The sequence below is a fragment of the Haladaptatus sp. DYSN1 genome, from assembly GCF_029489995.1.
Lineage (GTDB): Archaea > Halobacteriota > Halobacteria > Halobacteriales > Halococcaceae > QDMS2.
On sequence record NZ_CP120470.1, the window covers coordinates 175335 to 200431 of the forward strand.

Here is a 25097-nt window from a genome sequence, read left to right on the forward strand (position 1 = left end):
GAATGGCGCACGCGGAAAACGCAGAGCTAATCGAGCGATTCGAAGAGTTCTACCGGAACTACTACCGCGACGCAATCGGGGAACTCGCCCAGAAGTACCCAAACGAGCAGCGGTCGCTCTACATCGATTATCAGGACCTCTATCGGTTCGACCCGGACCTCGCTGACGACTACAAATCCCAGCCGGGACAACTCCAACAGTACGCAGAGGAGGCGCTGCGGATGTACGACTTGCCGGTTGACGTCGGCCTCGGCCGGGCGCACGTCCGGGTCAAGAACCTGCCGGAGGCGACGGACATCCGGAAGATTCGGGCACGACACCGCGGCCGACTCATCGCGGTGCAGGGCATCGTCCGCAAGGCCACCGACGTTCGACCGAAGATTCAGGAAGCCGCCTTCGAATGCCTGCGCTGTGGCACGCTGACCTTCATCCAGCAGGCCGGCGGCGACTTCCAGGAACCCCACGAGTGTCAGGGCTGTGAACGACAGGGGCCGTTTCGCATCAACTTCGACCAGTCTGAGTTCATCGACGCCCAGAAGCTCCGGGTCCAAGAGAGCCCCGAGGGACTTCGCGGCGGGGAGACACCTCAGAGCATCGACATCCACATCGAAGACGACATCACGGGCAAAGTGACCGCCGGTGACCACGTCCGCGTGACGGGCGTCCTCCACCTCGAACAACAGGGCAACAACCAGGAGAAATCCCCGATGTTCGACGTGTTCATGGAGGGCAGTTCCATCGTCGTCGAGGACGAGCAGTTCGAGGAGATGGACATCACCGAGGAGGACAAAAAGGACATCATCGAACTCTCCCAGGAACCCGACATTTACGACAAGATGGTGGGGTCGATTGCACCCTCCATCTTCGGGTACGAACAGGAGAAGTTAGCGATGATTCTCCAGTTGTTCTCTGGCGTGACCAAACACCTCCCCGACGGGTCGCGGATTCGTGGCGACCTGCACATGCTCCTCATCGGTGACCCAGGGACCGGGAAGTGCGTCAAAGGCGATACAAAAGTCACGCTCGCAGACGGCACAGAGGTAACGATTCGAGAGCTGGTCGAGTCAAATCTCACGGATCCGAAACCAATTGACGACGGTGTGTACCAAGCGGTTGATTTCCCAGTCCCTTCGGTCGATTTAGACGGAACCCTGACGCAAAAGCGAGCCACGAAAGTCTGGAAGCGCGAAGCACCTGATCGGATGTATCGCATCCAAACCGCGAGCGGAAGCGAGATAGAGGTGACTCCGTCCCACCCATTGTTTGTGCAGTCGGATGGCAGATTCTCGGCTCGCAAGGCAGGAACGCTCTCCGAAGGGCAATTTATCGCGACACCTCGGCACATACCAACCACGTGGGACGATACACTTTCCGTCGACTATCGACGGTCGAGAGCGAACAATGCCGTTCGTCTGTCCCTCCCAGAAACCTGGACGCCGTCACTTGCGCGGCTCATTGGCTACATCATCGCAGAGGGTCACGTGTACCGAAATGACGAGCACAGCGGCTCGGTCACCATCACGAACAACGACCGCGAGATTCTCGACGACGTCGCCGACGGGTTCGAGCGATTAGGACTGACGTGGTCTGAACGCGAAGGACGCCCAGATGAACAGGCGCGAGAAGTTGTCTGTTCAGCTAGTGAGTTTGTAAGCTTCCTCGAAAATCTGGAGCCTGCCATCCTCAACCGATCTGCAGAACAGCACGTTCCACAGGCGCTGTTCAGCACAAGTCCGGAAGTGAAAGCAGCGTTCCTGAAAGCCTATGTTGAGGCCGAAGGCCACGTTTCAACCACGCAGCGAGAGATTACGGTCAGTTCGATGAGTCGTAAGCTGTTAGAGGGCGTGAAGTCGTTGCTCGCGTCGATCGGTATTGGCGCTCACTTGAAACCACGACACAACGAGAGTTTCCGGCTCCGAATCAGTGGTTCGGACTTCAGTGAGTATGTTGAACAAGTTGGATTCGTAACCGAGCGAAAAACCGTTGCATCACAGGCATTTGCCGACGTACCAGAGAATACCAACGTCGATGTGATTCCGGATATTGGAGAGCAGCTACAGGAGATACGTACCGCATTAGCACTGTCACAGTTCGACTGCGGTGTTCCTCGGTCAACCTACCAGCACTACGAACGCGGTGACAGAAACCCCTCCCGTGAGGCGCTCCGATCAGTCATTACGGCGTTCGAAAGCCGATTAGATGAACTCTACGCGCTCAAGCAGAACCTCCAACCCGAATGGGGGAGCCTCAAAACAGCACGCACCGATCTGAACATCTCACAGCAGGCAATTGCTGACGACGTTGGCGTTTCACAGCGGACAGTGAGCCTTCACGAGCGAAACGAAGTCATTGCAGACGGCGGCTATGTGTCCGGAGCGCGTGCAGTGATAAACGAGCGAATTGAAGACGGAATAGCAGTCGCTGATGAGATACACGCGCTCAAGCAACTTGTCGAGGGAGACATCCGGTGGGAACAAATCGAGTCCATCGAAATTGCTGAACCAGATTATGAATGGGTGTACGACCTGGAAATTGAGGGGACTCACAACTACCTGACGAACAACATTGTGTCGCACAACTCCGCGATGCTCCAGTACATCCGAAACATCGCACCGCGGTCGGTCTACACCTCGGGCAAGGGTTCGTCCTCTGCGGGTCTCTGTGTGACTGGTGACACGCGAATCCACACCGAAAACGGATTCCAGGAGATTCGGAATCTTGCGATTGACGAACACCCTGAACCGGTGACAGAAGAGACGAGCGCACTGAAAGCTATTGGTTTACAAACGTTCGACCGCAGAACCGGTGTGGTAGATGAACGCGCTTCATCGCACGTCTGGCGGATGCCAGAAAAGCCCTGCAGACGCATCGAAACCGCCCACGGAAAGTCGCTTACTGCATCCGAGAACACGCCACTCTTGACGTGCGGCGAACACGGTATGGAGTGGGTCAAGATTTCAGATATTGGGCCGGGAGATTACGTCGCGATTCCAAAGTACAGGGACTTCGAGCGAACTGAGATCCCGGTTCGGAAACTCCTCGAACTCACCACCGAGAAAGTGAAGTTGACCGACGAATCAGTTGAGACGATTCGTGCGGCCCTCTGCACAGAGTTTGGCCACCTTCGTGGAGCAGCGACAACACTGGGCCTCTCAGAGGACTTCATCTATGACTCCCTCAGAAACCGACACGTCCCTCTTTCAAAACTCGACACGATGCTCGATGCGGTTGGGATGACTCGTGAAGATATCACATTCGATCGCCTCATGATTCGACATGGTGACAGCATCACCGTGCCAAAAACGTTCGACGAGGAACTCATGTATCTTCTTGGACTCGTCTTTGGCGACGGTGATATCTCTCTGGACCGCCGGCGCGGGAATCGGGGATTAATTCGGCTCTCTAATAGCGATGAGGAGGTACTAAAGCGGGCAGCAACTATCTTCGCCGAGAAGTTCGATAAGCACCCAAGCATCGAACGACAGGAAGGCCGTGTTTCGTGTATAAGGGTTAACAGCGCAACGATTGCACGCCTTTTCGCCAATGCTGGGATGGAGACGCCAAAAGCCAACCTCGAACTGGCACCTGAGCTCACGACAGCAGAGCACGCCAACGCATTCCTTCGAGGACTGATGGACGCGGACGGAGCCGTCTCAGTCCGTGAAAACGGTGGGTCCAGTATCCTTCTCTCAACGATCAGCGAAGGGTTGGCCGAACAGGTTCAGCTGATGCTAGAGACCTATGGCGTCCGCGCACGACGACGGGAACGCGATCGACGTGGAACGTATACGTTAGCCGATGGCCAGACTATTGAGTCCAAGCACGTGCAGCATTTCGTCGAGATATACGGTTCGAATATCGACCGCTACGCCGCGACCATCGGTTTCGAGGTCACACCAAAGCAAGCGTCGCTCGAAAAGATCACCAACGGCGCGACAAGACGCGGAGAGACGATTCCAGTGGGGTCGGCACTCGTCGCTACTGACGGCGCTGGTGGTGCGTACCACACCAACGTGACACGCGGGGACAATCCAGGCCGTGAGCGCGCCAGAGCGATACTCGAAGACGTTGACCTCGGACACGCAGAACCCCTTGTCCGCGAAGTCGTTGACGCCAGTCTCTGCTGGGACCGCGTCGTCGAAGCGGCAGATGTAGGTACGAAAGAAGTGTTTGACCTCACAGTTCCTGAAACGCACAACTTCATCGGGAACGGTGTGGTGACGCACAACACCGCCGCTGCGGTGCGCGACGACTTCGGTGACGGCCAGCAGTGGACGCTCGAAGCAGGTGCGCTCGTCCTCGCAGACAAAGGAATTGCTGCAGTGGACGAACTCGATAAGATGCGATCGGAAGACCGCTCTGCGATGCACGAAGCGCTGGAACAGCAGTCATATCACCCAAATTCAGAGATTTTGCTTGCTGATGGACGACGCGTGAAAATCGGCGAGTTTGTTGATTCCAAGATGGCAGCCAATCCAGATGCAGTCGTCGATGGAATTAACTGTGAGATTATTTCGGTCGACGATACGCAAGTCCATTCTGTTGATTTCGAGTCGAATAAGACGACGAAACACCCTGTTGACCGAGTCAGCCGCCACGAGGCACCCGACGAGTTCGTGAGAGTGCGGTTTTCGAACGGACGAGAGGTGATGGTTACGCCGGAACATCCAATGTTCGTCGCAGGAAGTGACGTTGAGACGGTCGAAGCGCAAGACATTTCGGCCGGTGATTTCGTCCCAGCACCACGAAAACTCCCAAACTCTGCGGCTGGTGTCACGCTAGTTGACGAGCCAGTACAGGGGAATGAGAAAGATGTACGACTTCCCGAGTCACTTACGCCAGACCTCGCGGAGCTTCTTGGACTCCTTGTTGCCGAGGGGCACTCGTATGCTGGCTCCAGCCACGAAATCGGATTCTCAAATCAGGATCAACGATTACTCGAACGGGCAGCGACACTCGCACGAAGCACGTTTGCGATCGAAAGTACCGACGCAGTGAATGCCGCAGGAACAGTGACAAAGCGGTGGGTTTCAACCAAACTGTACCGGTGGTTTGAGGCGAACTTCCCCGAGTTCATGCACACGGCCCGCGACAAGCGAATTCCAGCGAAGGTGCTCGGAGCGTCAGAGGAACACATTCGCCGGTTCCTGGTCGGTGTATTCGCCGGTGACGGTGGGGTCGAAAGTGAAGCCATGTCATTTTCGACGGCGTCAGAAGGGCTCGCAGAAGACTACGCGGATGCGCTTGCGAAGATAGGCGTTGGCTCCCGTATCCACCACGATATCGCCGAAAATTCGTGGAAAGTGTACGTGATGGGCGATTCAATCCGGCAATTCGTCGATGCGGTAGTCGAACCAACAGACGACCGATACGACGATGCTGTCGCGTTTGCAGACCGAAGCGACGCCACTCCGAGACACCATGACGTCTTGCCAACAGACGTGGCACGAGAGATTCGCAGCCTTCGGAAACTCGTCGGTCTCAATCTCACCGGGAAGTTCCGTCCGACGCTCGATGAAGGATTCGGCATTCGGGTGGAAACCGTGCAGGAGGAGATTGCAGAGATTCGCGATCGCGTAAAAGTGGTCGAACAAGAACTCGAAAACGCAACTACTCTCGCTACGATTCGGACGACAATCAACTGGTCCGGCCGTCAACTCGCCGAACGATTGGACGGCGTGACGACGAGCACTGTTCACTACGCAGAGGCGGGTGGCTATGACGAGCAAACGCGTGAACAACTGACGAACCGTGCACACGCAACTGTGCAACAAGCTCTCGAAGAAGCTGAACAGCGAATTTGCGAACTAGAAGCGGGATGTGAACTCCGGTACTATCGTGTCACGGATGTAGAGGTCGTTCCGAACGCCGGTGAGTACGAAACAGCGTGGGTGTACGACGTGACTGTTGAGCCAACCAATACGTTCGTCAGTCAGGGAGTTGTGCTCCACAACTCAATTTCGGTTTCCAAGGCAGGCATCAACGCGACGCTCAAATCGCGGTGTTCGCTGCTCGGTGCGGCGAACCCGAAGTACGGCCGGTTCGACCCGTACGAGCCAATCGGGGAGCAAATCGAACTCGAACCGGCGCTCATCTCCCGGTTCGACCTCATCTTCACGGTGACGGACAAGCCGGACGCGGAGAAGGACACAGAACTCGCAGAGCACATCCTGCGGACGAACTACGCAGGCGAGTTGCACACCCACCGCACGCACACGAACTCCTCTAACTTCACCGAACAGCAGGTAAACGAGGTGACCGAGGAGGTGGCGCCCGTCATCGACGCCGAGTTGCTCCGCAAGTACATCGCGTTCTCCAAACGCACGTGTTATCCGACGATGAGTGACGAGGCCAAACAGGCCATCCGTGACTTCTACGTGGACCTGCGGTCGAAGGGTGCAGACGAGGACGCCCCGGTTCCCGTGACCGCCCGTAAACTCGAGGGGCTCGTCCGGCTCTCTGAGGCGAGCGCGCGGGTTCGCCTCTCTGACACCGTCGAAACAGAGGACGCAGAGCGGGTCATCGAACTCGTCCGGTCGTGTCTCCAGGACATCGGGGTCGACCCGGAGACCGGGCAGTTCGACGCCGACGTGGTCGAGACGGGCCGCTCGAAGACCCAGCGCGACCGCGTGAAGAACATCAAGAACCTCATCAAGGAAATCGAAGACGAATACGAGGACGGTGCGCCAATCGACGTGGTGTTAGACCGGGCGGAGGAAATCGGGATGGACCACTCGAAGGCCGAACACGAAATCGAGAAGCTCAAACAGAAAGGCGAGGTGTACGAACCGCGCACCGACCACCTTCGGACGACGTAGATGGACCGGATTTCTGCCCTGCGGAACATTGAGGACGCGCTGGCTACCTTTGAGCAGGGTGAGACGGACCTCGCGAGCATGGAGCGGCGCGTTCGCGGCGTCCTCCGGACCTACGCGACCGAGTTCGCGGATGATGCGCTCGCCCCTATCACGCGAGCGGCGACGGCACGGTAGACGGCCTCATCGTCGTGTCAACCTCCCGAGAGGAAGCGCGACAGCGAATCGTCGAGCTGCACGGAAATCCGGCTTCGTTTATCGTCGAGCCCGTTGATTCTGCATGATATGAATCAGAAATAAAGACTCTCTGAATCACCACAACGATTTTATCTGTTCCCGCGTATGGTAGAGTGAACGAGTGTGAGCCAAAAGGATACACGGGGAAACTCACTCCACGACGATCTGGTGACGGCGACGAGCACACTGCTGTGCGCACCGCCCATGGAACCGGCGGCAGACGACGCGTGCATGGAGCTATTGACGCCGCAGAACCCGGCAGAGACGAACGTCCTCTGGGTTGCCTATTCTCGCTCACCCGATAGCTGCCTCACCCAGTGGCACCGCCATGGGGCGGGACGACCAAACGATCTCGCCATCATCAACGTCGGCGACAGCGTCCGTTCGGCCGCGGCGGCAAGTACGGCCGGCGAGAACCCACAGGGCCCGATACAGACAGTGGCGAGCGCCGGCGACCTCACCGGCCTCGGCATCAAAATCAGCGAAGTGCTCACGCGGTGGGCCGACCAGGACGCCCAAATCGTCGTCTGCTTCGATTCGCTCACGACGCTCCTACAGTACGTAGACCCGGAGAAGGCATACGAATTCTTACACGTGCTCACGGGTCGGTTGTTCGCCGCGGACGCCATCGCCCACTTCCACATCAATCCGGGGGCACACGACGACCAGACGCTCTCGATGATTCGCTCACTGTTCGACGGGGACGTGTCGCTCACCGAAGACGGCGAGCGAACCGTCCGCACCCGGTAGCCTGACGATAAATTTAACACTAATCATTTCTGAAACGAGTAGCGTGCTACTCGTCGTGACCTACTCGACTGTAGCCCGCCAGATTGCGAAACATCTGTCGAGCGCACGGTCAACAACCCCGACCTCAAGGGTCGGGGCTTGTCAGTGAACTCCCGCTCTACCGCACTTAGGCGGAGGCGTTGAAATCGCCGTTAGCGTTCACCGTTCCTGACTTCAAGGCCAGTTGACTGGTGACCCGTCCAGAACCAGACTTGAGCCAGTTTTGGACAAGTCGCCACGCCACATTCCGCGCAGCGTTCTGACTTCCTCCCACGACTGAAGTCGTGGGCTTTCTCCTCGAACCACTGTAATCCGCGTGCAACTCCTTCCCGCACTTCAGACACTTGAACTCGTCACCATTCCGATTGTCCTCGTGAGTAAACCCACACTCACCGTGACTACACCGCTGTGACGTGTACTGCGGGGCAACGGTTTCGACTAACGTGAGTGCCTCGCCGAGACGATGAGCGACGGCGACGAGTTCTTCTAGCGCGACCGGGTGTACTTTTTGAGGAAGCCCGGTTCCTCGAAGTCGAGGCCGAGGTTGGTGTCGAAAATGCCCTCGGTGACGGCAGCGACGGCCGGGGCGAACGTGCCAGTCGTTGCGGTCGCACACGTCGGTGTTTCGACCTCCTGGTCTTCGCAGACGGGCACCGCAAGGTCGGTTTCGCTCGCGAACAGGGAGCCATCGGCACGGTTCGCGATGAGGTGATCGTCGGTCGCGCCCACGTCCTGCAGGCGGCCGGGAATGGTTGGGACGGCGTCGAGGCCTCGCTGGGTGGCGGGGGCGACGAGCGCGACGGCGTCCGCGGCGGTGGCGGCGGCGACGGCCTGATTCGCGGCCAGCGGCGGCGTATCGGCGATGACGACGTCGAACCCCCGAGTCAGGTCGCCGATGGTGTCGGCGAGGCGTTCTGCGGCGGCCGCGGATTTCGCCCGGGCGAGTTGCTCGAAGGTGGCGTGTGCGGGTGCCACCGCGAGGCGACCGGACAGGTCGAGCGGGAGGTCGCTGAGGGCTTCCTGAACGGTCGCCTCACCCGAGACGACGTCCGTGATGTCGGTTTCGAGCGCCCCGCCGACGAATCTCGAGAGGCCCTGCGTGGCGTAGGCGGCATCGACGAGCGCGACGTCACGGCCTGCTCGGGCGAGTGTCGCCCCGAGTTCGGCTGTGAGTCGCGTCGTTCCAGCCCCGCCGGTGACGCCGGCGAGGGCGAGCGACTGTGGCTTCATATCCATATTTTGAACTATTCGGGCTATCGTACAAAAAAGGCGGGGAGGCTCAGTCGGCGTTTGCCCGAATGTCCGCCGCGATGTCGTCGAACTCGTCGTCGGTCAGGTCGGGCATCGTTCTGACGATAGAGTGGATAGCACCGCCGCCGTCGCCCTCGAAGCGCGGAACGATGTGGGCGTGGACGTGCTGGACTTCCTGACCGGCGGCCGTACCGTTGTTGATACCGATGTTCGACCCGTCTGCGGAGACGGCCGATTCCACGGCGGGCGTGAGTCGGTAGAGCGTGGTGAACACCGCCTCGCCGACGTCTTCGGGGAGATCTGCGACCGTCTGGTGGTGGGATTTCGGGATGACTAGCGTGTGACCGCGCGTGAGCGGGTTCACGTCGAGGAACGCCAGCACTTGGTCGTCCTCGTAGACGGTTCGACTCGGAATTTCACCATCAATAATCTTACAGAAAATGCAATCGTCGTCCATCGTAGAGTGTGTCGCGCGGCGCTTTGAAGAAAGTTTCCCGTGGACGCACACCGGCGTGCAACTAACGAATCACGAGATTTCCGTAGCCAAATTGTAAATCCGTCAATCAGTTTGGCAGAATTTAAAATCCACGGAACTGGAAGGGGTTGGATGACCGAAATGTATAAAACAACACATTCCAACATTCTTCAGGAGTAATAATGATGAATGGTCACATGAGACAGACTACCGACCCACAAGACCAATCTGACAGCTATCAGACCCGACGACGGTTCATGCAGGCCGCAGCGGCGGCCGGCCTTGTCACCGTCGCCGGTTGTACGGGTGGCAACGGTGGTGGCGACGGCGGCGCGAACGCACTCACCATTCCCGGCCTCTACGACCAGAGTGGGGCGACCTCAGACGTGGGCCGTCCGACGGCACTCGGGTCCCGCGACGCCTTCAAATGGATAAACGAGGAAGGATTGCTCGAACAGCAAATCAACCACAACGGGGTGGACTACGCCTACGACGTGGCACAGGCCCAACAGAATTACGACGAGTTTACCTCTGGAGACCTGCCGCCAATCATCATTGGCTGGGGGACCGCCGACACGGAGGCCCTGTCCCAACGAGTCGCCCGCGACGAAATCGTCTACATTTCTGCATCGTACTCGGCGAATCTGCTCACGGAGGAAGCGCCGTACAACTTCTTCGGTAACCTCGACTACACGAGTCAGGCCCGCGCCCACCTCAAGTGGATTGCGGACAACGATCCAGGCAAGATCGCCTTCATCTTCTCGAACAACCCGTTCGGGAAGGCTCCCGTCGAGGGCGGGAAGGCCTACGCCGAGGAACTCGGCCTCGAAGTTGGCGACGACATCGACCTGCCGCTCACTGCCAACTCCGCGACGAGCCAGCTGCGCAAGGCGAGAGACGACAGCATCGACTACCTCATCCACCAGAACACGGCCGCGCCGATGCAGGTGTTGCTGAAGGACCGACAGGACGTCTACCCCGAGGTCAACGTCATGGGGCTGACCTACACCGTAGACGAACTGCGCGTCCAGGAATCCCCGGAGACCTTCGAGGGCGTGCGCTACGTGAGTGGGTTCAAAACGTTCGGCGAGGTCATGGAGGGAAGCGGCGACGGCAAGGCTGCCATCGAAGCCTCCTTCGAGCGCGAGGGTCGTGACATGAACGACCCGAGCGTGGCGAACCTGAACTACGTCCGCGGGGTCATCCACGCGATGCTTGCGCTCAAGGGCATCCAAGAGGCAAACAACCTCGACTTAGACCCCTCGGCGGGTGCGAACATTCGCGAAGGACTGTTCGAAACCCAAGACTGGGACGTGTTCGGCCTCGCAGAACCGTTCAGCTACGAAGAGGCTGACCGCCGCCCGACCATGACGGGCCGCATCTACCAGGTCGAAGGTGGCGAGATGAAGTTCGACTCGAAGGCAGAACTCCCCCGCCGCGACGACTGGATCGGGCTCTAATCATGACCCAGAGCGAGTCACAGACGACTGAATCGGGAGTGGGCGACCAGCCAGAAACCCCACCGGTTGTCGAACTCGACAACGCAGAAATCGTCTACGACCGCCACTTCCTCGCAGTACAGGGAGTGTCGATGGCGGCCAACGAGGGCGATATCATCGCCCTGCTCGGCCCCAACGGCGCGGGCAAAAGTACCATCCTCAAGATGATTTCCGGCATCGGCCGGACCGAACGCGGCGAGGTGTCTCGCGGTCGCATCTACTTCGACGGCGAGGACGTCACCAACTTCGGGACGAACGAGATGGTCTCTCGCGGCGTGACCCACATTCTCGAAGGCAGACGGTCGTTTCGCGACCTGACGGTCGAGGAGAACCTCCGGTGTGGCCTCTACCGACAGGGCCGTCGCCTCAACTTCAGCGAGGAGGACTACGAACTCGCGTTCTCCTACTTCCCGCAACTCAACGATATCATGAATCTGAAGGCGGGGTACGCCTCCGGCGGCGAACAGCAGATGCTCGTCATCGCACGCGCCCTGCTCCACCGGCCGCGGCTCTTGTTGCTCGACGAACCGTCGCTCGGTCTCGCGCCGAAACTGGTGCGCGACATCTTCGAGACACTCGTCGAAATCAACCACAAGGAGGATATCACGATGATTATCGCAGACCAGAACGCCAAACGCACACTCGACATCGCAGACTACGGCTACGTCATGGAAAACGGGCAAATCGAACTCCACGACCCCGCGGACAAGCTCAAGAATCGCGAGGAAATCAAGGAGTTCTACCTCGGAACGAGTCGTGAAGAAGGGCGCTACACCGACATTCGCCACTACAAGATCCGCAAACGGTGGACCTGATGAGAGGTGAACTGTGAGCCAATCGACCTTCGACGTGCGGGGCGAGCCGCCGGTTCCACCGGAGGAAGCCGCCCTCGGCTGTAAGAACATCACCAAAACCTTCGGCGCGGTGACGGCCGTCGACGACGTTTCGATTTCCATCCAAAAAGGCGAGTGGGTCTCCATCGTCGGCCCGAACGGGGCTGGCAAAACGAGCCTGCTCAACGTCATCAACGGCTTTTACGAACCCGACCCCGGCGGCCAGGTGTTCCTCGGCGGGCAGGACGTGACGACCATGAAGTCCCACCAGCGGGCGCGAAACGGTCTCGGGCGCACCTTCCAGGGTCTCGAACTGTTCGAGAGCGAGGACGTTATCGAGAACATCATCACGGTCAAGTCCATCAGCCGTCGCCCGAACCTGCTGGAGGCGATGTTGTTCTACTGGGGTGGCAGAGACATAGAGGAGAAAAATATGCGAGAGGTCGAGGAGATAATCGACTATCTCGAACTCTGGGAGTACCGCCATAGCCCGATTTCGAGCCTCCCGCTCGGGATTCGCCGCCGTGTCGACCTCGCGCGGGCGCTCGCGCTCGACCCCGACGTCATCCTTCTGGACGAAGCCATGAGCGGTCTCACGTTCGAGGAAAAGTACGACATGGTGCGGTTCCTGACCGACCTCTACGAGGAGCGAGGCCTGACCGTCGTTATGATCGAACACGACCTCGAAGTCGTCACGGACGTCTCAGACCGAATGATCGTCTTACAAGAGGGCGCGGTTATCGCCCGTGGGCCACCCGAGGCAGTTACCGCGGACCCACTCGTCGCGGAAGTGTACACGGGGGTCGACTGATGGCCCAGGACGAGATGGCAACCGGCGTGACCGTAGACCGCGTGGCGAACGCCCCCGAGGGCGACATCGACATCGTTTCCGACCGGTCGCTGCCCGAGATTCTGATAGACCACGTCGCGAAACACGGCGACGACGTCGCACTTCGCTGGAAGCAGTTCGGCATCTGGCAAGAGTTCACCTGGACGGCCTACTACGACCGCGTCCGGTGGTTCGCCCTCGGCCTGGAGGAGTACGGATTCGGCGACGGTGACGTACTGTTCACGATTGGCTACAACCGCCCCCACCAGCTGTGGGCGTGGCTCGGCGCGATGTCCCTCGGCGGGATGGCCGCGCCGAACTACCAGGACATGCTGCCCGAAGAAATCGGGAAGCAACTCGAACTCCTTTCCCCGCGCATCGTCTTCGCGGAGGACCAGGAGATGGTGGACAAGGTGCTCTCCGTCGCGGACGACGCCCCAGGCTTAGAGACCATCATCTACCGCGACGAACGCGGGATGTTCCGCTACGAGCAGGACGACCCACAAATCGTCAGCTACGCCGACGTGGAGGCACGTGGCCGCGAACGACTGGAGAGCGGCGAGGTCGATGGGGACTACCTCGAAGAGCGAATTCGCGCCGTGAACCCACAGTCGCCGGCGATGCTCTCGCCAACGAGTGGAACGACGGGCACGCCAAAGCGGGTGCAACTGTCGCACTTCAACTTCGTCAACCTCGCGAACGCGGCCATCGAAATCGACCCGCTTCCGAAGGAATCGGACTACTTCTCGTACCTGCCGATGGCGTGGGTCGGCGAGCAGATGATTCTCATCGCCGCCGCGTTCGTCGGCGGCTGGACGGCGAACTTCCCCGAACAGCCCGATACCGAGCGCGAAGACCTGCGAGAAATCGGCCCGGAAATCATCTTCTCCTCGCCGCGCACCTACGAGGCGTGGGTCGCGGACATCAAGGCGAAAATCGAGAACACGACCCGCCTCAAGCGGTGGTCCTACGAGAAGGCGATGGACTGGGGTCGGGCCTACGCCGAGTACGTCACCGGCGAGAAGGCAGACCAGGACCCACCCGCGACGCTGCGGGCGAAAAACTGGCTCGCCTACTGGCTGGTCTACCGCCCGATTCTCGACAAAATCGGGCTGAAGCGCGCGAAGAACGTCTACACCGGCGGCGGCCCGCTCGGCGAAGAACACTTCCAGTACTACCACGCCCTCGGGGTGCGCCTCAAGCAAATCTGGGGCCAGTCCGAGGTCTGTGGGTTCGTGACGATGCACCGCGACGGCGACATCCAACCCGACACCGTCGGGCAGGTGTTCCCGAACGTGGAAGTAGGCCTCACGCCGGGTGGCGAACTCGTGGTTCGCGGCCCCGTGGTCACCTCCGGCTACTACAACCAGCCCGAGAAGACGGCTTCGGCCATCGAGGACGGCTGGCTCCACACCGACGACTTCGGCGACATCACCGAGGACGGTCACGTGAAGGTGTTCGACCGGATGGACGACGTGCTCGAACTCGCCGACGGAACGGCAATCGCACCCATCAGCGTCGAGACGAAGCTGAAATTCAACCCGTACATCAAGGAGGCGATGGTCGTCGGCGACAGCCGCGACTACCTCGCTGCGGTGCTCAACATCCGCTACGACAACGTCGCGGAGTGGGCAGACCAGCGCGACATCCAGTACACCGGCTATCGCGACCTGACCCAGAAACCCGAGGTGCTCGACCTCATCACCGAGGTGGTCGAAGAGACCAACGAACGCCTCGAAGGCAACGAGATTCGAAAGTTCATCGTCCTGTTCAAGGAGTTCGACCCCGACGACGGCGAACTCACGCGGACGGGGAAGATTCGCCGCAAAGTCGTCGGCGAACGCTACGCCTCGCTCGTCGAGGACATCTACAGCGACAAAGAAGCATGCGAAATCGACATCACCATCACGTATCAGGACGGCCGCGAGACGCGCGAACACGGCGAAATGGCGATTATCGACCTCGAATCACCCGGCGAAGCCGTCGCCACCGACGGAGGTGAAAATTGATGGTTGACGCTGGCAACCTCTTCGCGACCATCGTCGCGGGCATCGGTATCGGCGCAATCTACGCGCTCATCGCGATGGGGTTTTCGCTCATCTACAAGGTGACCGGCGTGCTCAACTTCGCCCAGGGGCAGTTGGCGCTCGTCGGCGCGTACTTCGTCGCTATCTTCGCCGCGCCGAGCATCGTCTGGTTCGTCCCATCGGGGTCGGTGGCCGGACTTGGCGGCATTGGCGCGCTAGTGGCGACCATTCTGGTCGGCATCTTGCTCGGCATCCTGTTAGAACGCGCCATCTTCCGCTTTTTCATCGGCGAACCCGTGCTGTCGGTCATCATCGTCACCCTCGCACTGGGTGGCATCTTCAGCGGGTTCATCCGCTTCCTCGTCGGGCCGAACTTCCGGGCGTATCCCGCCTCGATTCTACCCGACTGGAACGTTCCGCTCCCGCTCGGCGCGGAGATAAGCGGACCGTTCGCCATCGGCGTCGTGCTCTCGCTGGCCGTCGTCATCGCGCTCATGCTGTTCTTCCGTTACACCGTCACGGGGTCGATTCTCCGGGCGGCGGCGTCAGACCAGCAGGCCGCGATGGCCCTCGGCGTCTCCATCGAGCGCACCATCATCATCGCGTGGACGCTGTCGATTGCCATCACCGCAATCGGCGGCATCCTGCTCGCGATGGCCAACGGTGGGGCCGGGTTCAACATCGAAACCACCGGCATCATCATCTTCGTCGCCGTCGTGTTCGGCGGGTTGGACAGCGTGCCGGGAGCGTTCATCGGGGCAATCGTCGTTGGCCTCCTCCAGGAGCTGGGGACGTTCTACGTCGAGCCAATCGTGGGGCCGGGCTTTGGCCCCGTCCTGCCGCTCATCTTCCTGCTGTTCATCATCGTCGTGTTACCCTACGGCCTGTTCGGCACCGAACGCATCGAGAGGATTTGACCATGTTCTGCACTTCACTCAACCGGTCGCTCGTTTCCATCGCGGAGGTGTCCCATGCCCTGCGGTGAGTACTTCACGGACTACGGGTCACGGATGGGCCTGTTCCGCTGGCGAACCCAGCGCATCGCGCTGGCACTCGTCCTGCCGATTCCGTTCTTGCTCCCGTTCGTGCTGGGCGGCGGGACGGTGTCGCTGCTGTCGAAGATTTACATCTTCGCCATCGCGGTGCTCGGCCTGAACGTCATCCTCGGCTACGCCGGGGAAATCGTCCTCGCGCAGGGGGCGTTCATGGCGATCGGCGCGTACAGCACCTCGCGGATGCTCGGGACGGGGGCGGGACTGCTGCCCTCGATGGTCATTGGCGGCCTCGTCGCCGCGGGCGTCGCGGTGGCCTTCGGCCTGCCCGCCTTCCGCGTCAAGGGCTTCTACATCGCCATTTCGACGCTCGCCCTGCAGTTCATCGCCGAGTGGTTCTTCCTGAACGACAAGGCGACGTTTATCCACGGCGGCGTCCAGCAGTCGATTCCCGTGGACGTCGGCCTCATCGGCGGGTTCGTCTCGGTGAGTTCGCGGACGGACATCTACTTCGTCGCGCTCGTCTCGATGCTTCTCTTTGCGATGCTCTCGCTCAACCTGAGTCGGACGGGCATCGGCCGGTCGTTCCGTGCGGTCCACGAGAACGACCTCGCGGCCGCCGTGCTGGGCATCAACGTGTTCCAGAACAAACTGCTCGCGTTCGCCATCGGCGGGTTCATGATTGGCTTCTCCGGGGGCCTCTACGCCATCTGGATTGGCTTCTTGGACCCCGGCTTCTTCACCATCGAGCTGACGCTGGAACACTACGTCATGTTGCTGTTTGGCGGCCTCGGACGGGTCTGGGGCGCGCTGCTCGGCGTGGCCGTCGTGTCGTTCCTGCTCGATTACCTGCGGAACTTCTTCACGGCGTACGCCGGCGACGCGACGGCGCTGATTCCCGTCATCTTCGGCGCGGTCATCATCATCGTGCTGGCCGTCGAGCCAAAGGGGGTGCTGGCTGCGCTCGGCCAGCTCAAGGAATATCTCAGGAAGTGGCCATACGCCTATTAGCGGATGGCCACAACTGACCCCATGGACCGGACGCAAACCGCCCGCTCTCTTCTCGATATTTTGCCGTTCCACAAATCCCACGGCATCGAAATCGTCGAGGTTACCGAAGACACGGCCACGACGCGCATTCCGTTCGACGAGGACCTCGTCGGCAACCCCGACGTGCCCGCCATCCACGGCGGCGTCCTCTCGGCGCTCGTGGACCTGACCGGCGCGGCGCTGTTCGTCGGAAATCTGGGCCGGTACACGCCGACCATCGACATGCGCGTCGATTACCTCAGCCACGCCGGCGAAGAGACGCTCGTCGGGAACGCGAGGCTCCGCCGAAAGGGCGGGTCGATTGGCGTCGCCGACATCGAGATTCGCGCCGGAGACACGCTCTGTGCCACCGGGGTCGGCACGTACAAACTCTCGCCATGACCTTCGCACCAGCAACCGACTGCCACGTCCACCTGATGCCGGACACGCTGATGGCTGCCATCCGCGATGCGCTCCACGACGCCGCCGCGTGGGAGTTCGACCACCCGACCGACCGCGAGTCGATGGAGGCAGAACTCACGGAGGCAGGCGTCTCCCGATACATCGCCCTGCCTTACGCCCACAAGCCTGGCATCGCTGACGACCTCAACGACTGGGTGCTCGCCCGGTGTGCCGACTCCGAGATGGCCGTGCCCTTTGCAACCGTCCACGGCGACGACGAGGTGGACGCGGTGGTCAGACGGGCGTTCGAGAACGGCGCACGCGGCCTCAAATTCCAGTGCCCGGTCCAGGGCTGTGGCCCCGCCGACCCGCGCCTCGACCCCGCCTTCGAGTTGGCCGCCGAGTACGACCGGCCCATCATGTTCCACGCCGGTACCGCGCCGATGTTCCACGACAACCCACACGTCGGTTACGACCAGTTCGCCCAGTTCGTGGAGAACTATCCCGAGGTGCGGGCGTGCTGTGCCCACATGGGAACCTACGAACACGAGGCGTTCATCGAGTGCGCCCGCGAGAACGAACAGGTGTTCCTCGACACGACGTTCGCGATGTCCGCTGGGGCCCAGCGATTCATGGACTTCGACCCGGCGACGATTCCCGATTCGGTGATCGAGGACCTCGCCGGGTCGATTATGTACGGCTCTGATTACCCGAACATCCCGTATCCCTACGACGACGAACGGGCGCTGTTGCTCGAACGCGACCTCTCTGACGAGGCATTCGACCAGTTGTTCCGGGGGGCCGCAGAGCGGTTCCTCGGGTAAGCGTTACGCCGTCGGGTTCTTCGCGATGACGATTTCTGCGGCGTGTTGGTGGGATTCACCGCCCGATTCGTTCTCGAAGATGAGGGTGTCGCGTTCGAGAACGTTCCACGACGAGTAGTACGATTCGAATTCACCCTGTTCGTAGAAATATTCGTTCTCGGTCCAGTCGGGAGCCGTCGGAACGGCTGGGTGGTCTACGAACGCGAACATCGTGTGGATGCCACCGGGATTCGTCATCTCCTGGAAGTGCTGGAACTGTGCGTCGCGATTTTCTGGCTGGATGTACTGAATCGCGCCACACGAATAGACCACGTCGACGGGTTCTGGGAGTGCCAGTTCGTTCGCGTCGGCTTCGAGCGTCTCGATAGCCACACCGTGGGCGGCAGCCAGTTGACGCGCCTTTTCGAGGCCGTTCGGGGAGACGTCTGTAGCGTAGGCGTCGAAGCCCTGTTTTGCGAAGTACACCACGTCACGGCCTTCGCCTGCTCCGATGTCGATGACCGTGGGCGTCGTGTTCGCTGTCGAAACGAGGGACGCAGTTTTGCGAGCCAGGTCGTTCGGCTCGGTTCCCCAGTAGTACTCCTCCTGTTCGTAGCGTGCCTCACAGGTCTCGAAGTCCATCGTCTCGGCCGACTCGACGTACCGTGAAAAGCGTATAGGCCCAGCGTCGTCAGCCTATTCGTGCCAGTCGATCCACCGACCGTGCGCCTCGTAGGCCGCGAGCGTGCCAGCCGATTTCTCGCCATTTTCGTACGCAACGTACCGGACTTCGGGCGTCTCGCCGTGCCACTCGCAGTTCGCCCAGAACAGGTCTCGTGACTGGCCGATGTCGGCGACGAGGGCCGCGAAGTCAGCTTGCTGTTCTTCGGTGAACTGGTAGAGGACGTGCGTGTTGTATATGCAGAGGTGTTCGTCTTCTGGGACGCGGTTGCAGAGCGTTTTCAGGTCGGCGAGCGCGTCGCCTTCGACGAGTTCCGGTGGTGACTCGCGAGCCACAGAGACGGCGGCCTCGATTCGTTCGCGACGGGACTCATGTTCCGGCCAGATGAGCGCACGGAGCCACTTGACGTCCGCTTCGTTCTCCACCGAGAGCGTGTTGAGGTTGATACCGAGACGCGACCCGACCGCAGGAAGCGATTCTGGGAGTGGTGGGACGCCGTCGTTTCGGACGTCGCAGGACAACTGGAGCGGAGCGGCTGGGTCGCCCACTCGCCACTGCCCGCCGTACTCGTAGCCGTAGCGGTCCCAGAGCAGGTTCAGGCCGGCGCTACAGCCGATTTCGACGAGGCCGAGCGGGGTTTGGTCGGTTCGGTGGGAGACGTGTTCGAACACGGGGAGGAGAATCGAACTGCGGCCGAGAACGTTCGTCTGCACCCGGCGTGACCCGAGGAGGGCGACGAGTGTCGCTCGATTCTCCAGGCAGAATTCTCTGAACAGTTGGTCAGCTTCCTCGGCGGGCGATGCTGGGTCGTCGACGATGCTCGAAAAGTACGCCGCGAGCGGGTGGTCGGGCCGGTTGAACAAGAGATACTGGACGGCGGCGAACAGCAGGTTCGGTGCTGGTTGGTCGGCAGGTGAGTGTCCGGCGAGGGCGAGGAGTTTGGGGTCGGCGGCGACAGAATGTGCGAGTGATTCGTAGAGTGGAGACGAGTCACGCGCTTCCCGGGTGGCTAAGGTTTCGAAAACCGAAGTCAGAGCTGTCATCAACAGTAATCCTCCACAGAGCAGTGAGAAGAGTGTTTGCGTCGCAGTCAGTCTCGCGTCCGGGGTTGGGTGCCGGTGAACTCGCGGGGTTTCAGTTCCTCGCGCTTCAGGAAGGCGTCGGCGCGCTCTGTGAACTCTGCTGAGGCCCAGACGTTCGCGGTCATGTCGCGGGCCATCTCCTCTGCGAGCAGGCCGAAGTTCGTCCACGGCTTGAGGATGGTCTTGATGGTACGGTAGGCCTGTGGACTCTTCGTGTCCACGATGGTCTGGAGCAGTTCGACGGCCGCGTCCTCGGCGGTTCCGTCCTCGACCGTCCGATTGATGAGGCCGATACGTTCTGCTTCGACTGCAGAGAGCAGGGAGCCAGTCAGAAGCATCTCCCGGGCGCGCTTCTCGCCGACGATGAGCGGGAGCAGTTGGACCCCACCCCCCGCGGCAGTCGAGCCGACGCCGACCTCTGGCTGGCCAAAGCGGGCAGACTCACCGGCGACGATGAGGTCACACCCCATCACGAGTTCGTTGCCGCCGGCGACGCAGGTGCCCTCGATGGCGGCGACGGCGGGTTTGCCCGTGTCCCGAAGCATGTCGATTGCCTCGAAGTAGGTGGTGAGCCAGCGCGCGCCTTCCTCGAACGTGAGGCCGTTGAGTTCGCCCAAATCAGCCCCGGCGCAAAACGTGTCGCTCGTCGAAGTCAGGAGGATGCCCTGCACAGCGGCATCCTGGTCGGCCCGGTCGAAGGCGTCGTAGAGTTCGAGCACCATCCGCTCGTCCAAGACGTTGTGTCGGTCCGGGTTGTCGAGGCGGACGGCGGCGATTCGGTCGTCTGCCGCGAGGGTCTCGTAGACGATTCGCTCGTAGGACATGTTCCGTGGAAACACACCCCAATAGTATAACTCCTCTGCGGGAGTCGATTCGGCCATGCGCGGACTCGCAGGAAAGACGGCGTTCGTCACCGGCAGCGGCGGGGGTATCGGCGCGGCTATCGCAACGCGACTCGCCGAGGAAGGGGCGACCGTGGCGGTAAACGACATCGACGCAGACCGGGCCGCAGAGACAGTCGCGGCGATTCGGGAAGGTGGCGACGAGGCGTTCGCCGCCGTTGCAGATGTGACCGACTTAGAAGACGTGCGGGCCGCGATGGCGGCGACGGTCGAGGAGACAGGTCGCCTCGACGTGCTCGTGAACAACGCCGGGTGGGACCGCATGGAGTGGTTCCTCAAACAGGACCCCGGCGTCTGGGACCGCATCATCGACATCAACCTGAAGGGGCAACTCTACTGCTCGCGAGCGGCAGCGGAAATTATGACCGACCGCGACGAGGGTGGGCGCATCGTCAACATCGCCTCGGACGCAGGCCGGGTCGGCAGTTCCGGCGAGGCCGTCTACTCGGGGGCAAAAGGCGGCGTCATCGGGTTCACGAAGACGCTCGCCCGGGAACTCGCCCGTGACGGGATTACCTGCAACGTCGTCGCGCCGGGTCCCGCGGACACGCCCCTGACGCGAGCGATGCGCGAGGAGTCAGAACTCGCAGAAAAGATTCTCGGCAGCATGGCCAAACAGATTCCCCTCGGGCGAATGACCGAACCCGAAGACGTGGCCGCGGCGGTGGCCTACTTCGCCTCTGACGACGCGGGATTCGTCACCGGACAGGTGCTCTCTGTGTCGGGCGGTCTGACGATGAACGGGTAGCGGCTGGGTCGCACGGTTCGCGGTGTGGACGGTCGCTCAGTAGCGTTCGTCCACGACCGAGGGACCGTCTTCGAGTTCTGCGACGAGTTCGACCTCGTTCGGTTTGATGAGCAGACGCTCTGCGAGGGCGTCCCGCAGTTCCTCGCGGTCTGCCTCCCCCTCGCAGACGATGGCGAGGTGGTCGGTCGCGTCGGGCCGGGAGACGGTGAGTCGGTAGTTGCCCGTGAGACCGTCGAATCCAGCGAGGACGAGGCCGACAGCCTCGGGATAGAGCTTCACGCCTTTCACTTTCAGGCGGCCGTCGGTTCGCCCAATCACGCCGTTCGGCAGGACGACGCGGCCGTCGCGCACGCCCACGTCCGCGAGGTCGCCGGTGCGGTAGCGGACGAGCGGTGCACCCTCCTTTTTGACGTGCGTGACGACGAGTTCGCCGCGGTTTCCGGGGCCGACCACTTCGCCCGTGTCCGGGTCTACGACCTCGACGAGCGCGTAGTCGGTGGTGACGTACAGGCCGTCCTCGGCGGTGGTCTCGGCGGCGACCGGGAGAATCTGACGCGACCCGAAGTAGTCACACGCCGTCTCACAGCCGAGTGCTTCCTTCACTTCCTCGCGGAGGCCGGGAATCGAGGTGAACGGTTCGCCCGCGCCGACAAAGCGGTTCACGTGCCCGCCCGCAGCACCGATTTTCAGCGCGTAGCTTGGATTCCCGATGAGGGCGTCGACGTCGAATTCGTCGATGACGCTCGCCGCCTGCTCGGAATCGCCGGGGCCGAGCGGGATGACCTCCGCGCCGAGTTGTTCTAAGCCGCGATGGATGAGCAGGCCTGTCCCGAATAGGTGGTAGCCGAACGTGTTGAGCACCCGGTCACCGCGCCTGATGCCGGCGCGTTCGAAGACGGTCGCGTTCACCGCCGCCATGTGTTCTAAATCCGGTTGCGTGTCGAAGACCGGCTTGAGGTCGTCGCCCATCGGGGTGAAGCAAATCATCGACTCGCCGGGGTAGCAGGAGCCCTCCGGTGGATTCGCCTCGAAGTCGGCTTCGAGTTCGTCGGCGGTCGTGAACGGAACGTCGCGAAAATCCTCCCACGAGTCTATCGCCGCGGGGTCGATGCCCGCTTTGTCGAACTTCGCTCCGTAGAAGTCGTACGCTGCGACCCGTTCGAGCTGAGCGCGAACCGCGCCGAGTGTCTCGTCGTCGTACATACTGAGAGGTGTGTTGCCACACTGCATAAAATCAGAGGGCGGCGCGAAAGCGCGCCCGGTCGACGACGCGAAACACGAGAGCCACCTCACCGACGAGTCGTCCGTCGTGCGAGACGGTGGCTTCGAGGGAGAGTTTCGGCCCCTCCACGCCGGTAAGTAGGGTTTCGACGGTGACGGTCGCCCCGAGCGGTGCGGCGCTGCGGTGGTCGAGACCGACGTACTCGCCGACCGTCCCGGTCCCCTCGGGGAGGTGGCCTCGGAGCGATTCGCGGCCGGTGAACTCGGCGAAGGAGACGACGAACGGCGACCCCAGGACGCGCACTGCTTCCTCGGGGGAAGCGTCGGCGGCGGCGGGTTTCCCGGCTGGGTCGTCCTGCTCGCCGAAGACATTCGTCGTGTGGCGGCGCTCAACGATGAACCGGCGGGTGTGCGTGACGGACTGGTCACGGAGTCTGGCCAGCGCGTCGCGGTCGACGGACATTGTCGACGAGACGCAGGGCCGAAAGAAAAGTTGGTGTGTTTGAGGCGGTCGAGACACTCGTGGACGAAGCCACGGACTACCTGCGTGCTCTCGGGTTCGAGCGAGAACACGGTCCCCGTCTGTTCACCCTGGATGAGGTGGACGAGCGTCGCCTCTTCGAACAGTCGAATTGTGGCGTGGAGATTCGAAAACGGATAGTTGTAAACCTCCGATTCGGTCGACTCCTCGCGCAACCGACGCATCGCGTGTGGGTATCTCTGTTCGAGTTTGGTTCTGTCGACGTCGTCTCTGAAATACAGAAACTGCGACCCCTCCGCATCGTAGTACACGACCCCTCGAAGACTTTCTCTCGCCTTCCGTTTCAGAAACGGCACGAGATCTTTCGCGTGTCGAAATGACATAGCCCCTTTTGACAATTCTCGTGGACGATGAAAACAAAAAGGGTGGAATAGTCATGCCCGACAGATAATCGACAGCAGGCGCTGGCGCATGACTATTTCAGATACGCCGCGCACTCTTTGACGAATCCGTTGAGTTGACGCGCCACCCCGCTATCGAGGGTCACGACAGTGCCGTGATCCACCCCCTGTGGGAAGTGAAGGAGGACACCTTGGCCGAACAAGTGCACAGTTGCGTTCAGGTCCTCGAAGGGGAGGGCACCGATACCCTCGAGCTGAGACTCTTGTCGGAGGATTTCGAGTCCGGGTTCCACAGACCGTCGGATTCGCTCGCGGTCGAGGTCGTCGCGGAGGTGTAACAGTTCAATCATGTCAGACGAGTAGAAGGCAACGGCCCGGAGCGACCCGCCTACTCTTTGCTCGAGAAACGACACCAACTCCTTCGCATTGTCCTTGTACATCGGCCCACTTGTCATATAGGAAGAATTTCATATAAAATACGTGGCCGACGAGTTAGGCTTCGACCCGTCTAACTGCGTCCGAATCGCCTCCAGATACGACTCGTAGGTGAAATCGAGTCGCGAGAGCCAGACCGCCTGGTAGGACGGATGTAACAGCGGCAGAAGGGTGACTTCCAGGGTTGGACAGTCGATGGGTGTGAGGACCGCGTCGAGGAAGCCGTCGAGTGCGATGGATTCCATCGCGAGGACGGACCGCGTCGCGTGTTTCCCGGTCGTGAGGACGGCGTGCGGACGGATGGCCGAGAGTTCGTCTACGAGATGCGAGCGACAGTTCGCAAGCTCGGTGTCTCGAGGTGCGCGGTTCGACTCCCCGTCTTTCGGGTAGCACTTGGCCGCGTTTGTGTAGTAGCAGTCTTCGGGTCCGTACCCGAGGTCTGCCATGAGCCGGCGAACCGTTCGCCCAGAGTGGCGAGACGTGTAGGCCATGCCCGTCCAGTTTCCACCCTTCCACGTGTCCGCGGTCGAGTCGCCCGCAGCGGGCGCTTCGCCGATAACGACGAGCGTCGCGTCGAGCGGCCCGTTCCCCCAGGCGATGCACTCGCGTGCCTCGACCAGGGCCGGACAGCGGCGACAGTCGGCAACGAGTTCATTGCGCGTCGTCGGGTCAGGAAACGGCACCATATCCGCAGTGTTGCGGCGGTGACGGCTTAACGAAGCGGGCTACAGGTAGACTTCGCAGTCGGTGATGAACGATTTGAGGTTTCGTGCCGCGCTCTGGTCGAGCGAGACGACGACGCCACAGGCACAACCCTGTGGCATGTGTATCACGACTGCGTCGTCGAAGAGCCGGACGGTCGCCCGCAGCGACTCGTACGGGAAGATAGATTCCTCTGAAAGCGGTGCTTCGAATCGTAAGTGAGAGATGATACCGGTCACATCGCCGTCGTCTACGGACCCTTCGAGGTCGGTCCGCGTATAGAGTAACTCGTAGACGGTGGCATCGTAGTACGCGACCCAGCACAGCGCGTCGCCGGCCCGCCCGCCGAGAAATTCGACGAGTTCCAGCGTGCGCTCTCGGTGTCTGTTCGCGTGCTTCGCCTGTGCTGCGCTCTGTTCAGTAAGTCCCCCAATCCCCATCTCAGTCTTCATTTCCCCAGCT

At 61.0% G+C, this 25097-nt stretch carries 21 protein-coding genes and 2 pseudogenes; 12 read left to right on the plus strand and 11 right to left on the minus strand.

The features are described from left to right. Positions 1-2: 2 nt before the first annotated feature. The 3 genes and pseudogenes from P0648_RS00905 to P0648_RS00915 all read left to right on the plus strand — a co-directional run bounded on the left by P0648_RS00905 (position 3) and on the right by P0648_RS00915 (position 7802). Positions 3-6818, plus strand: coding sequence for an LAGLIDADG family homing endonuclease (locus tag P0648_RS00905; protein ID WP_276246125.1), 6816 nt, complete (start codon positions 3-5; stop codon positions 6816-6818). Continuing rightward, positions 6819-7099 (plus strand): annotated as a pseudogene (locus P0648_RS00910) (hypothetical protein). Positions 7100-7256: 157 nt separating this feature from the next. Continuing rightward, positions 7257-7802: a hypothetical protein gene (locus P0648_RS00915; protein WP_276246124.1), complete on the plus strand. Its 546-nt coding sequence runs from the start codon at positions 7257-7259 to the stop codon at positions 7800-7802. 166 nt (positions 7803-7968) lie between these two features. Here the strand turns inward: P0648_RS00915 and P0648_RS00920 are convergent. From P0648_RS00920 to P0648_RS00930, 3 genes and pseudogenes are all read right to left on the minus strand, one after another. Then, positions 7969-8280, minus strand: a pseudogene (locus P0648_RS00920) (zinc ribbon domain-containing protein); the annotation flags it as partial. 47 nt (positions 8281-8327) lie between these two features. After that, on the minus strand, positions 8328-9077 hold the full coding sequence (locus tag P0648_RS00925) for an AAA family ATPase (RefSeq protein ID WP_277504904.1): 750 nt from the start codon (positions 9075-9077) through the stop codon (positions 8328-8330). 43 nt (positions 9078-9120) lie between these two features. Next, positions 9121-9549, minus strand: coding sequence for an HIT family protein (locus tag P0648_RS00930; RefSeq protein WP_276246122.1), 429 nt, complete (start codon positions 9547-9549; stop codon positions 9121-9123). Positions 9550-9764: 215 nt separating this feature from the next. Here P0648_RS00930 and P0648_RS00935 point away from each other — a divergent pair, with 215 nt between their 5' ends. Genes P0648_RS00935 through P0648_RS00970 form a run of 8 tightly spaced genes read left to right on the plus strand, consistent with a single transcriptional unit; the run spans position 9765 to position 18002 of the window. Next, the gene (locus P0648_RS00935) at positions 9765-11027 is read left to right on the plus strand and encodes an ABC transporter substrate-binding protein (protein WP_276246121.1); all 1263 of its coding nucleotides are present in this window, start codon (positions 9765-9767) and stop codon (positions 11025-11027) included. A 2-nt stretch (positions 11028-11029) separates the two neighbouring features. Continuing rightward, a complete protein-coding gene (locus P0648_RS00940) occupies positions 11030-11881 on the plus strand; it encodes an ABC transporter ATP-binding protein (protein ID WP_276246120.1) in 852 nt (283 codons plus the stop codon). A 13-nt stretch (positions 11882-11894) separates the two neighbouring features. Further along, complete coding sequence (locus tag P0648_RS00945) at positions 11895-12710, plus strand: ABC transporter ATP-binding protein (RefSeq protein ID WP_276246119.1); 816 nt, start codon at positions 11895-11897, stop codon at positions 12708-12710. Beyond that, complete coding sequence (locus P0648_RS00950; protein ID WP_276246118.1) at positions 12710-14737, plus strand: AMP-binding protein; 2028 nt, start codon at positions 12710-12712, stop codon at positions 14735-14737. Before P0648_RS00945 ends, P0648_RS00950 begins: the two co-directional genes overlap by 1 nt. Continuing rightward, a complete protein-coding gene (locus P0648_RS00955; RefSeq protein ID WP_276246117.1) occupies positions 14737-15672 on the plus strand; it encodes a branched-chain amino acid ABC transporter permease in 936 nt (311 codons plus the stop codon). The genes P0648_RS00950 and P0648_RS00955 overlap by 1 nt, the downstream gene beginning before the upstream one ends. Before the next feature lie 54 nt (positions 15673-15726). Then, on the plus strand, positions 15727-16758 hold the full coding sequence (locus tag P0648_RS00960; protein ID WP_277504905.1) for a branched-chain amino acid ABC transporter permease: 1032 nt from the start codon (positions 15727-15729) through the stop codon (positions 16756-16758). Between the two features lie 21 nt (positions 16759-16779). After that, positions 16780-17178 (plus strand): PaaI family thioesterase, encoded by a 399-nt coding sequence (locus P0648_RS00965; RefSeq protein ID WP_276246115.1) that lies wholly within the window; start codon positions 16780-16782, stop codon positions 17176-17178. Next, positions 17175-18002 (plus strand): amidohydrolase family protein, encoded by an 828-nt coding sequence (locus P0648_RS00970; RefSeq protein ID WP_276246114.1) that lies wholly within the window; start codon positions 17175-17177, stop codon positions 18000-18002. Before P0648_RS00965 ends, P0648_RS00970 begins: the two co-directional genes overlap by 4 nt. 3 nt (positions 18003-18005) lie before the next feature. Here the strand turns inward: P0648_RS00970 and P0648_RS00975 are convergent, their stop codons facing one another. From P0648_RS00975 to P0648_RS00985, 3 genes are read right to left on the minus strand one after another with little or no spacing between them, the layout of a single operon-like run. Then, a complete protein-coding gene (locus tag P0648_RS00975) occupies positions 18006-18623 on the minus strand; it encodes a cyclopropane-fatty-acyl-phospholipid synthase family protein (protein WP_277504906.1) in 618 nt (205 codons plus the stop codon). Between the two features lie 54 nt (positions 18624-18677). Continuing rightward, positions 18678-19706 (minus strand): DUF2332 domain-containing protein, encoded by a 1029-nt coding sequence (locus P0648_RS00980; RefSeq protein WP_276246112.1) that lies wholly within the window; start codon positions 19704-19706, stop codon positions 18678-18680. A 47-nt stretch (positions 19707-19753) separates the two neighbouring features. Next, a complete protein-coding gene (locus P0648_RS00985; protein ID WP_276246111.1) occupies positions 19754-20569 on the minus strand; it encodes an enoyl-CoA hydratase/isomerase family protein in 816 nt (271 codons plus the stop codon). Positions 20570-20624: 55 nt separating this feature from the next. Here P0648_RS00985 and P0648_RS00990 point away from each other — a divergent pair, with 55 nt between their 5' ends. Then, complete coding sequence (locus tag P0648_RS00990) at positions 20625-21395, plus strand: SDR family NAD(P)-dependent oxidoreductase (protein WP_276246110.1); 771 nt, start codon at positions 20625-20627, stop codon at positions 21393-21395. Between the two features lie 36 nt (positions 21396-21431). On the opposite strand, the gene P0648_RS00995 is transcribed toward P0648_RS00990, so the two are convergent. The 5 genes from P0648_RS00995 to P0648_RS01015 form a co-directional block, all read right to left on the minus strand. Continuing rightward, entirely contained in the window at positions 21432-22598 is a 1167-nt protein-coding gene (locus tag P0648_RS00995; RefSeq protein WP_276246109.1) for a phenylacetate--CoA ligase family protein, read from the minus strand. 31 nt (positions 22599-22629) lie between these two features. Then, complete coding sequence (locus P0648_RS01000) at positions 22630-23079, minus strand: thioesterase family protein (protein WP_276246108.1); 450 nt, start codon at positions 23077-23079, stop codon at positions 22630-22632. Between the two features lie 493 nt (positions 23080-23572). After that, positions 23573-23938, minus strand: a complete 366-nt coding sequence (locus P0648_RS01005) for a hypothetical protein (protein ID WP_277504908.1) — start codon at positions 23936-23938, stop codon at positions 23573-23575. Positions 23939-23965: 27 nt separating this feature from the next. Continuing rightward, positions 23966-24619 carry a uracil-DNA glycosylase family protein gene (locus tag P0648_RS01010; RefSeq protein ID WP_277504909.1) on the minus strand — a complete coding sequence of 218 codons (654 nt, stop codon included), beginning with the start codon at positions 24617-24619 and terminating at the stop codon, positions 23966-23968. A 39-nt stretch (positions 24620-24658) separates the two neighbouring features. Beyond that, complete coding sequence (locus P0648_RS01015) at positions 24659-25087, minus strand: hypothetical protein (protein WP_276246105.1); 429 nt, start codon at positions 25085-25087, stop codon at positions 24659-24661. Positions 25088-25097: the final 10 nt, after the last annotated feature.